Origin of the sequence: Catenulispora rubra (genome assembly GCF_015356825.1) — a bacterium.
In the GTDB taxonomy this organism is placed as follows: Bacteria; Actinomycetota; Actinomycetes; order Streptomycetales; family Catenulisporaceae; genus Catenulispora; species Catenulispora rubra.
In genome coordinates this window covers 1-12,098 of record NZ_JAACYW010000333.1, presented here as the reverse complement: position 1 = coordinate 12,098, position 12,098 = coordinate 1, and the positions used below count along the sequence as shown (strand labels likewise).

Sequence of the window (12,098 nt, the reverse complement as noted above, 5' to 3'; positions counted from 1 at the left end):
GGTGTCGCGGGGGTGGCGGGGCGTGTTTCCAGTGCCGCGACGGAGGCCACCGGGACTCCGTCGGCGTCCGCCAGGTGGATGCGGTAGGTGTCAGGACCCTGCGGTATGAGGCGGACGCGCAGCTTGGTGGCGTCGGCGGCCTGGATGCGGACGTCGGTCCAGGCGAAGGGGAGCTTGAGGCGGCGGTCGGCGCCGTTGCCGGCGAAGATGGTGGCGTGCAGGCAGGCGTCCAGGAGCGCCGGATGCAGCGTGTAGCCGTCGGCGGACCCGGCCGCTTCGGGGAGTTCGACCTCTGCGAAGATCTCCTCGCCACGAGTCCAGGCAGCGCGGAGCCCTCGGAACGCCGGGCCGTATCCGTAACCGGCGTCGGCCAGTTCGCCGTAGGCGAGGCCTGTGGCATCCTCGACCGGTGTCGCTCCGGGCGGCGGCCAGGCGGTCAGGTCGGGCTCGGTGACAGGAGTCTGCGGGGCCAGGCGACCGGTGGCATGCCGGACCCAGGCCGTCCCCGGCTCGGCCTGGTCGGTCCGGGCCCACACCGTGAGAGCCCGCTGTCCGTCGTCGCCGCCGGCCGAGCCGAGCTCCACACGCACCTGCACACCGCCCTGCGCCGGCAGCACCATCGGCGCCTCGATCACCAACTCGGCCAGCAGCGCGCACCCCACCTCGTCCCCGGCTCGCACGGCCAGCTCCACCAGCGCGGCCGCCGGCACGATCACCCCGCCGGCCGCGGCGGCCGCGTGGTCGCCGAGCCACGGCTGATCGCGCAGCGACAGCCTGGAGGAGAAGGACACGTCTCCGGAAGCCGGATCCTCGATCACGGCTCCCAGCAGCGGATGGCCCACGGCGGCCAGGCCGAGGGACTCCGGGTCGCCGGAGCCGGGACGGCCGTGCAGCCAGTAGGGCTGGTGTTGGAAGGCGTAGGTGGGGAGGTCTATGTCGCCGGCGGCCGGGCCGGCGGAGTCGGTGGTCAGCAGTGCGGACCAGTCCACTGCGATACCGCGCACGTGCAGCGCACCGAGCGCGGTCGGCATCGCGGTGAGGTCGTCCTGGCCGGACCGCAACGACGGTACGAACGCCATCTGCTCGGGGGCCTCGACGCACTCCGGGCCCATCGCCGACAGCACCGCGTCGGGGCCCAACTCAAGGAACGTCGACACGCCTGCCTCGGCCAAAGCCCGGACCGCGTCGGCGAACAACACCGGCCGGCGTACATGGCGCACCCAGTACTCCGGATCGCAGACCAGAGTCGGGTCGGCGATCTCGCCGGTCACCGCTGAGACCAGGCTGATCTGCGGCTCGTGGTAGTCCAAGCGGCGCGCGACGGCCTCGAACTCGGCCAGCATCGGCTCCATCAGGACCGAGTGGAACGCGTGCGAGACCACCAGCGACCTGGTCTTGACCCCGCGCTCCGTCAACACGGCCACGACCTGCTCCACCGGCTCGGCCGGACCGGACAGCACGACTGAGGCCGGACCATTCGCGGCCGCCACGTCAACACCGGGAACCAGCAACAGCGCGACGGTTTCCAGCCCCGCGGCCACCGACACCATCACGCCGCCCGGAGGCAACGCCTGCATCAGCCGACCACGTGCCGCCACGAGCGCGGCGGTGTCCGGCAGCGACAACACTCCGGCGATGTGCGCCGCGGTCAGCTCGCCCAAGGAATGGCCGCCTACGAACTCCGGCCGCACGCCCCAGCGCTCAACCAGCCGGAACAGCGCCACCTCGACGGCGAACAGCCCCGCTTGGGCAAACACTGTCTGATTCAGGACCTCAGGATCCGCGCCGAATACCGCCTCTGCGATGGACCGATCCACATGACCGGCAAGCTCCGCATCCAATGCCTCGCAGACCGCGTCAAACGACTCGCGGAACATCGCAAACCGCTTATACAGCCCCCGCGCCATTCCCAGACGCTGGCTCCCCTGGCCCGTGAACAGCACCGCGACCACACCGTCATCGACTGCGGCACCGACGACGGCCCCCGACGCCGACTCACCCCGAGCCAACGCCTCCAGCGCGGCGACCGCGTCGGCCCGATCGGTCGCAATCACCACCGCACGGTCGGACAGCGCACCCCGATCGCGTATCAACGCCGATGCGATCTGCTCCAACGGAAGGTCAGCGTGCTCATTTAGGAACACCGCCAGCGCACCGGCCTGCCCCGCCAAACCAGACCGGCCCCGCCCCGACACCACCAACGGCACCGGCACCGGCACCGGCAGACCAGCCGGCTTCGGCACCGACACCGGCAGACCAGCAAGCTCCGACTCCGGCTCGCGCGCACGCACCGACAGACCGGCAGGCGCCGGCTCCGGGACTTGGGCAGGGACTCTCTCAGGAGCCTGCTCGATGATCACATGCGCGTTGGTCCCACTGACCCCGAACCCTGACACACCCGCTCGGCGCGCCCGATCGGCCTCCGGCCAGGGCCGTGCCTCGGTCAGCAGCTCCACCGCGCCCGCGGACCAATCCACCTGCGGCGTCGGCGCATCCACGTGCAGCGTCTTGGGCAATACCCCATGCCGCATCGCCATGACCATCTTGATGATCCCGGCCACACCGGCAGCAGCCTGCGCGTGCCCGAGGTTCGACTTCACCGATCCGAGCCACAGCGGCTCAGCGTCGCCTCGCTTGCGTCCGTACGTCGCCAACAACGCCTGCGCCTCGATCGGATCGCCCAACGTCGTGCCGGTGCCGTGTGCCTCCACCGCGTCCACATCAGCGGGACCCAGACCCGCGTTCGCCAGCGCCGCGCGGATCACCCGTTGCTGCGACGGGCCGTTCGGCGCCGTCAGACCGTTCGACGCGCCGTCCTGATTCACCGCCGAACCGCGGACCAGGCCCCAGATGCGGCGTCCGTTGCGCACCGCGTCCGACAATCGCTCCAGCAGCAGAACCCCGGCACCCTCGGCCCAGCCGGTGCCGTCGGCCGACGAGGAGAACGACTTGCACCGGCCGTCCAGCGCCAAGCCCCGCTGCCGCGAGAACCACACGAAGGCGTCGGAAGCCGCCATCACCGTCACGCCGCCGGCCAGTGCCAGCGAGGACTCCCCGCTGCGCAGCGACTGCGCGGCCAGGTGGACCGCGACCAGCGACGACGAACACGCCGTGTCCAGCGTCACCGCCGGGCCCTCCAGCCCTAGGGAGTACGCCACCCGGCCGGACAACACGCTGCCCGCGCCGCCGGTCAGCACGAACCCTTCGAGGCCGTCGGGAAGCTCGTCCAGACCGACGCCGTAATCGTGGAACGCGATCCCGGTGAAGACGCCGACCGGCTTACCGCGCAGCGTGTCCGGATCCACCCCGGCTCGCTCCAACGCCTCCCAGGACACCTCCAACATCAGACGCTGCTGCGGATCCATCGCCAGCGCCTCGCGCGGGGAGATGCCGAAGAACGCGGCGTCGAACAAGTCCGCGTCGTGCAGGAATCCGCCCGACCGCGTGTAGGACGTGCCCGGATGATCAGGGTCCGGATGATAAAGACCCTCCAGATCCCACCCCCGGTTCACCGGGAACTCCGTGATTCCGTCTCCGCCGGAGGCGACCAGATCCCACAGCCCTTCCGGCGAAGTCACGCCCCCGGGGAACCGACAGGCCATCCCCACGATCGCGATCGGCTCGGAGCCCGCAGCGACGACGCGGTCGTACTGCTGCTTGAGGCGCGCGTTCTCCTTGACCGAAGCCCGCAGGGCCTCGACGACCTGGGCGTCCATCGGGTTGTCTCCCGTCCGTTCCAGTGCTTCGGGGGTGGGCCGGCGCCGCGCCGGGCCGGGCTCAGGCATCGGTGCCGCCCAGGGCCCGCTGGACCAGGTCCAGCACGCTCATCTCGTCGATCAGGCCGAGTTCGGCCTCGGCGGCGGCCGCGTCGAAGCCGTGGACGACGGGTGTGTCGGCGCTCGGGCGCGCCGGCCCGCTCTCGTCAGGGTCCTGATCCGCCTCCTCGACCAGCCGTTCGCGCAGATACGCCGCGAGGGTGGCGGGCGTCGGATAGTCGAAGATCAACGTCGCCGGCAGCGTGTCGCCGGTCGCGGCCGACAAGGCGTTCCGGAGGGTGATCGCGGCCAGCGAGTCGAATCCCATCTCCTGGAACGCGCGGCGCGGTTTGACCTCGTCCAGCGAGGTGTGGCCGAGCGCTTCGGCGGCGCTCTGTCGGACCAGCTTCGTCAGGACGCGGATCTGCTCGGCCCCGACCGCCCCGCGCAGATCCGCCGCCAGCCGGGACCCGGCCGGCGCGGCCTCCTGCTCCGCGGCGGCCGAGGCCTGCGCCGCTTGGCGCACCTCGGGGAGATCGGCGAGCAGCGGGCTGGGCCGCGAGGAGGTGAACGCGGCGAGGAATGCCGGCCACTGGACGTCGGCCAGGGCCACCACGCCGTCGTCCTGCCGCACCGCGGCGCCCAGCGCGCGCATCGCCTGCTCGGGAGTGAGCGCCAGCACGCCGCGGCGCCGCAGCTGCTCCTGCGCCGCGGGATCGGCGGCGACGCCGATGCCGTCGATCACGCCCCAGGCCACGGCGGTCGCGGTGCGGCCCCGGGCGCGTCGGCGCGCGGCGAGCGCGTCGAGGTAGGCGCTGACCGCGCCGGCCGCGCCCTGGCCCGCGCCGCCCCAGACGCCCGCGACCGAGGAGAACAGGACGAACAGGTCCAGGGGCCGGTCGCCGAGGGCTTCGTCGAGCAGGCGCGCGGGGTCGGCCTTGGCGGTCAGCATCCCGGCCAGCTCGGCGTGCCCGGTGGCCGCGACCGCGGCCTGGCCCGCGAGGTCCGCTGTGTGCACGACCCCCGTGAGCTCGGGCAGGCCCTCCGCCTCGGCCAGCAGGGCGGCGATCCCCTCCGGCCGGGTGATGTCGGCGACCGAGACGGTGGCCTTCACCCCGGCGGCGGCGAGTTCGGCCACGAACTCGCGGGTCTGCGCGCTGTCGGCCTCCTCCGGCGCGGCCGTCAGGAGCAGGTGCTCGGCCTCGGTGAGCCAGCGGGCGACGTGCCGCCCCAGGCCCTTGGTGCCGTTGGTCACCAGGACGGTGCCGCGCGGGCGCCAGTCGCGGCGCGGTGATCCGCTGCGGCGCGGGCTTCGGAGCAGCCGCCGGGCCAGCGGGCCCTGGGCGCGCACCGCCACCTGGTCTTCACCGGTCGCACCGGCCGCGCCGGCCGCACCAGCCGCGCCGGTCAGGACGGCGACGACGTGGCGCGCGGCCCGGTCGTCGAGCGCCGACGGCAGGTCGACCAGCCCGCCCCAGCGGTCCGGGTGCTCCAGTGCCGCGGCCAGGCCGAGGCCCCAGACGACGGCCTGCTCGGGGTTGCGGACCGGTTCGGCGGAGTCGACGCCGACCGCTCCGCTGGTCGCACACCACAGCGGGACGCCGGAGGGCAGCTGGCCGAGCGTGCGCAGCAGGGCCAGCGTCGCGGCGGCGCCTTGGGTGAGGACTGCGGTGTCGGGCTGGGACTGGGTGTCCAGGGCCAGTAGGGAGAGGATTCCGGCGATTTCGCCGATCTCGGACTGGGCCGTCCGCACCGCTGCGGGCAGGCCGACCGGCTTGACGTCGGAGTATCGCAGAAGTTTGATGCGTAGGCCGCGGGCCGACAGGGCCTCGGTGGTCCGGAGGGCGTCGGCGGCCGCCGCGCTGCTGCTGCTGTCGCCGTTGCTGTCACCGTCCGGGATCACGGCGAGCCACGTGCCGGTGGGAGCGGCGGTGGCCTGGAACGGTGCGATCGGGGACCAGGAGACCCGGTACCGCAGCCGGTCCGACTCCGTACCGCCGCTGCGGCCGCGCCACCAGGCGGAGAGCGTCGCCAGGGCGGGGCCGATCGTGTCGGGGTCGGCGGGTTCTCCTGGCTGGGCGTCGGCCAGGACCTTCGTCAGGGCATTGAGGTCCATGTTCTCGACGGCCTGCCAGAACCGGGTCTCGTCCGCGTCGCGCTGAGGGACACCGGGCGCCACGTCCTCCAGCCAGTAGCGTCGACGCTGAAATGCGTAGGTCGGCAGGTCGAGGTGTTCGGCGGAGGTGGGGCTGGGGGCTTCGAGGACGGTCGTCCAGTCGACGCCAGTCCCGCGGACGTATGCGGCGGACAGCGCTGTCAGGACGCTCGTCGCGTCGTCATTGTCGCGAGCGCGCAGAGACGGGATAAACGCCACCTGTTCCGGGTCGTTCACGCATTGCGGGCCCATCGCCGACAACACCGCGTCGGGGCCCAGCTCAAGAAATGTCGACACGCCTGCGCTGGCCAAAACCCGGACCGCATCGGCGAACAACACCGGCCGTCGCACGTGGCGCACCCAGTACTCCGGATCGCACACCAGACTCGGATCGGCGACCTCACCAGTCACCGCCGAGACCAGGCCGATCTGTGGCTCGTGGTACTCCAGTCGGCGCGCGACCGCCTCGAAGTCGGCCAGCATCGGCTCCATGAGGGCCGAGTGGAACGCGTGCGACACCACCAGAGATCGAGTCCTGATGCCCTGCTCGCTCAGTGCCGCGACCACCTGCTGCACCGGCTCGGCCGCGCCGGACAGCACCACCGAGGCAGGGCCGTTCACCGCAGCCACGTCCACACCCGGAACCAGCAACGGCGACACCGTCTCCAGCCCCGCAGCCACCGACACCATCACGCCGCCATCCGGCAACGCCTGCATCAGCCGACCACGCGCCGCCACCAACGCCGCGGCATCCGGCAGTGACAACACCCCGGCGATGTGCGCCGCAGTCAGCTCGCCCAAGGAATGACCACCGACGAACTCCGGGCGCACGCCCCAACCCTCAACCAGCCGGAACAGCGCTACCTCAACGGCAAACAACCCAGCCTGAGCAAACACTGTCTGGGCCAAGACCTCGGAATCAGTACCGAATACGGCCTCTGCGACCGACCGATCCACATGACCAATGAGCTCCGCGTCCAAGGCCGCACACACCGCATCAAACGACTCGCGGAACATCGCAAACCGCTCATACAGCCGCCGCGCCATGCCCGGACGCTGACTCCCCTGGCCCGTGAACAGCACCGCCAGCCGGCCTGAGGTCACCACCTCACCGGTGATCGCCGACTCGGACGACTCGCCTCGGGCCAGCGCCTCCAGCGCGTCGAGTGCCTGGCCGCGGTCGGCCGCCAGCACCACCGCGCGGTCGGACAGTGCAGCCCGGTCCCGCACCAGCGCCGATGCGACCTGGTCCAACGGAAGCTCAGCACGCTCGGTCAGAAACGACGCCAACGCCCCGGCCTGCCCCGCCAAGCCAGACCGGCCCCGACCTGACACCACCACCGGCACCGGCACCGATATCGGCTGACCAGCAGGCGCCAGTTCCAGCTCGCGCGCAGGCCCCAACTCCCGCTCGCGCTCCGGCTCGCGCACAGTCGCCAGCTCCAGCACTGGCTCGCGCGCAAGCACCGGCTCCGGCCCCAGTTCCGGCTCGCGCGCAGGCACCGGCTCCGGCACCGGCACAGGCACCGGCTCCAGCTCCGGCTCCAGCTCGCGCGCAGGCACCAGCTCCAGCTCGCGCGCAGGCTCCAGCTCCAGCTCCGGCACGCGCGCAAGCACCGGCACCGGCACCGGAGCCTGCTCCACAATCACATGCGCGTTCGTCCCACTGACCCCGAACGCCGACACCGCGGCCCGCCGCGGCCGTTCCAGCTCCGGCCACGCCCGCGGCTCGGCCAGCAGTTCCACCGCCCCGGACGCCCAGTCCACGAAGGGGCTGGGCTCGTCCACGTGCAGCGTCTTCGGCAACAGCCCGTGCCGCATCGCCATGACCATCTTGATGATGCCGGCGACCCCCGCCGCAGCCTGTGCGTGCCCGATGTTCGACTTCACCGATCCCAGCCACAGCGGTTCGGCACCGTCGCGACCCTGGCCATAGGTCGCCAGCAGCGCCTGCGCCTCGATGGGGTCGCCCAGCATCGTGCCGGTGCCGTGGGCCTCGACCGCGTCCACGTCGGCGGAGCCCAGACCCGCGTCGGCCAGCGCTGCCCCGATCACTCGCTGCTGTGCCAAGCCGTTCGGCGCGGTCAGGCCGTTGGATGCGCCGTCCTGGTTGATCGCCGAGCCGCGGACCACGCCCCAGATGCGGCGTCCGTTGCGCACTGCGTCCGACAGCCGCTCCAGCAACAGCACGCCGGCGCCCTCGGACCAACCGGTACCGTCCGCCGACGCCGAGAACGACTTACACCGGCCGTCAGGAGACAGCCCCCGCTGCCGCGAGAAGCCGACGAACGCCTCGGGCGTCGCCATCACCGTCACCCCGCCGGCCAACGCCAGCGAAGACTCCCCGCTGCGCAACGACTGGGCCGCCAAGTGCAGCCCCACCAGGGCCGAGGAACACGCGGTGTCGATCGTCACCGCCGGGCCCTCCAGCCCGAGGAAGTACGCCACCCGGCCGGACACGACGCTGCCCACGCCACCACTCATCAGGTAGCCCTCGACGTCGTCGGGGACCTTGTCAACCCGGCTGGTGTAGTCGTGGTTGACCAGGCCGGTGAAGACACCGACGGGTGCGCCGCGCAGCGTGCCCGGATCCACCCCGGCCCGCTCCAGAGCCTCCCAGGACACCTCCAACATCAGGCGCTGCTGCGGATCCATCGCCAACGCCTCACGCGGGGAGATGCCGAAGAACCCGGCGTCGAACAAGTCCGCGTCATGCAGGAAACCGCCCGACCGCGCATACGACGTCCCCGGATGATCAGGGTCCGGATGATAGAGACCCTCCAGATCCCACCCCCGGTTCACCGGCCATCCCGAGATCCCGTCACCACCGGCGGCAACCAGGTCCCACAAGTCCTCCGGCGAGGTCACCCCGCCCGGGAACCGACACGCCATCCCCACGATCGCGATCGGCTCGGAGCCGGCGTCCCGGGCCACGCCGGCCACGCCGCGGGCCACCCCGGCGAGCCCGCCCGACGACTCGCCGAGCAACTCAGCGCGCACGAACCCGGCCAGCGCCAGCGGCGTCGGGTAGTCGAAGACGAGCGTCGCGGGCAGGGCGATCCCGGCGGCGTCCTGCAGCCGCGTCCGGAGCCGCACCCCGGCGAGCGAGTCGAAACCGAGGCTGCGGAAATCCCGCTCGGCGTCGACCGGTTCGCCGTGGCCGAGAACCGCGGCGGCTTCGGCCACCACCAGACGCAGCACTCGCTGATGCTGGTCGGCCGGGCTCAGATCGGCGATCTGCGCCGCCAAGGAGCCCGCAGGCATCCGGACCGCGTCCGGGCCCGCGGTCTGCGACCCGGCCTGCGACCCGGTGGGCGTCGCGACGACGGCGGCGACACCGGAAGCGGGCTCGGCGGGGTCCAGCCAGTAGCGCCGGTGCTGGAACGCGTAGGTGGGCAGCCCCTCGATCCGCGCCGGGACGGAGCGGCCGAACAGCACATCCCAGTCCACTGCGATGCCCCGGCAGTGCAGCCGGGCCGCGGCCGTCACCACGCCGACCGCCTCGTCGTCCGGCCGGTGCAGCGAGGGGACGAAGCAGAGCGCTGATCCGGTCTGGCCGTCCAGGGCCTGCTCGGCCAGCGCCGTGAGAACGCCGCCCGGGCCGAGCTCCACGAACGTGGTCGTGTTCTCGGCGTGCAGGGTCCGGATCACGTCGAGGAACCGCACCGTGCCGCGAACCTGTCGGGCCCAGTGGTCGGGGGAACAGAGCTGCTCCGGCGTCGCGACGTCGCCGGTGAGTCCGGACACGACGGGAATGGTCGGCGGACTGAGCGTCAGCCCGGCGACGATCGCCCGGAACCGCTCGATCATCCCGTCCATGTGCGGGGAGTGGAAGGCGTGGCTGACCCGGAGCGGCCGGCTGCGGTGGCCGCGCGCGGCGAGGTCCGCGACGGCTTCGGCGACCGCGTCGGCGTCGCCGGCCAGGACCACGGACTCCGGGCCGTTGACCGCCGCGACGGCCACCGAACCGGGGGCCGCGGCGACGTACCGCGCCACCTCGTCCGCCCCGGCCTGCACCGCGACCATCACCCCGGCGCCGGGCATGGCCTGCATCAGCCGGCCGCGCGCGGCCACCATCGCCGCGGCGTCGTCCAGCGACAGCACGCCCGCGACGTGGGCCGCGGTCACCTCGCCGACGGAGTGCCCGGCCAGGATGCCGGGCCGCACGCCCCAGGACTCGTACAAGCGGTAGAGAGCGGTCTCGGTCGCGAAGAGCGCGGACTGGGCATAGACGGTGGAGTCCAGCAGCGCGGCCGCGTCGGAGCCTTCCGAGGTGAACACGACGTCTCGGAGCGGAAGGCTCACGTGGTCAGCGAGCCGGCTGTCGACCGCGGCGCAGACCTCGTCGAACGCGGCCCGGAAGACCGGGAAGCGCTCGGACAGCTCGCGGCCCATACCAGGACGCTGACTCCCCTGGCCGGTGAACAGGAACGCCGGCTCGCCGGAGCGCCGAGCGTCGCGGACCGCGTCCGGCGGCAGCGGCGCGCCGCCGGCCAGGGCGTCCAGGCCGGCGAGGAACCGGTCGCGGTCGCCGTCCGGGGCGACGACCGCCGCCCGGTGCGGGAACATCGTGCGGGAGGTCAGCAGGGCGTGCGCGATGTCGGGATCGCGCACGTCGGGACGGCTTCGCGCGAACGCCGCCAGGCGGGCCGCCTGGTCGCGGACCGCTTCGGCGCTCGCTGCGGACAGCAGCCAGGGCAGTGCGGCACCGGTCGCGACAGGCGCGTCGGCGAGGGCGGCGACGGCCGCGATGGCCGCGTTCTGTGCGGGCTGCCGAGTGGCAGTTCCGACAGGCGTGTCGGCGACGGCCGCGACCGCCGCGCTCTGTGCGGGCTGCGGGGTGGCGGGCTGCGGGGTGGCGGGCTGCACGACCACCTCATCAGGGGCCTGTTCGATGATCACGTGCGCGTTGGTCCCGCTGATCCCGAACCCCGACACCCCGGCCCGGCGGGGCCGGCCCAGGTCCGGCCACGGCCGTTCCTCGGTCAACAGCCCGACCGCGCCGGAGGCCCAGTCCACGTGCCGCGTCGGCTCGCCGACATGCAGGGTGCGCGGAAGCACGCCGTGCCGCATCGCCATGACCGTCTTGATCACTCCGGCCACCCCGGCGGCGGCCTGGGTGTGCCCGATGTTCGACTTCACCGACCCCAGCCACAGCGGCTCGGCGCCGGGACGGTCCTGTCCGTAGGTGGCGATCAGCGCGTGGGCTTCGATGGGGTCGCCGAGGATCGTGCCGGTCCCGTGCGCCTCCACCGCGTCGACGTCGGCCGGGCCCAGGCCCGCGTTCGCCAGCGCCGCCCGGATCACCTGCTGCTGGGCCAGTTCGTTCGGTGCCGTCAGGCCGTTCGACGCGCCGTCGGAGTTCACGGCCGAGCCGCGGACGACACCCCAGACGCGGTGGCCGTTGCGCACCGCGTCGGACAGCCGCTCCAACAGCAGGACCCCGACGCCCTCGGCCCAGCCGGTGCCGTCGGCCGACGCCGAGAACGACTTGCACCGGCCGTCCGGGGCCAGGCCACGCTGGCGGGAGAAGTCGACGAACGCGTCCGTTCCGGTCATGACCGTGACGCCGCCGGCCAGGGCCAGGCTCGACTCGCCCGAGCGCAGCGACTGCGCCGCCAGATGGATCGTCACCAGCGACGACGAGCACGCGGTGTCCAGGGTGAGTGCCGGGCCGCGCAGGCCGAGGAAATAGGCGACGCGCCCGGACACGACGGCGGTGGACCCGCCGGTGATGCGGTTGCCCTCCACGAGGTCCGGCGACTCGTGCAGCCGCAGCGCGTAGTCCTGGACGTTGACGCCGGCGAAGACCCCGACAGCGCTGCCGCGCAGCGTCGTCGGGTCGATGCCGGCGTGTTCGACGGCCTCCCAGGAGGCTTCGAGCAGCAGGCGCTGCTGCGGATCCATCGCCAGCGCTTCGCGGGGCGAGATGCCGAAGAAGCCGGCGTCGAACCCCGCGGGGTCGGCGAGGAAGGCGCCTCGGCGGGAGTAGGTCGTCCCGAGGTGGTCGGGGTCCGGGTGGTGGACGTGCTCCAAGTCCCAGCCGCGGTCGTCGGGGAAGTCGGTGACCGCGTCGACGCCGGCGGCGACGAGTTCCCACAGCTGCTGGGGGTCGGCCACGCCGGCGGGGAAGCGGCAGGCCATGCCGACGATGGCGATCGGTTCGTCGGCGGCGGGGGTTCCAGGGG

Annotated in this window: 2 protein-coding genes; both read right to left on the bottom strand. The window is 72.8% G+C overall.

Annotated elements, in window-relative coordinates:
* Window positions 1-3,716 (bottom strand): type I polyketide synthase (locus GWK61_RS47155; RefSeq protein WP_228564106.1); only part of this gene is annotated, 3,716 nt, incomplete at its 3' end.
* A gap of 61 nt (window positions 3,717-3,777) precedes the next feature.
* Window positions 3,778-12,098: type I polyketide synthase (locus tag GWK61_RS47150; protein ID WP_194919597.1), on the bottom strand; the 8,321-nt coding region annotated here is incomplete at its 5' end.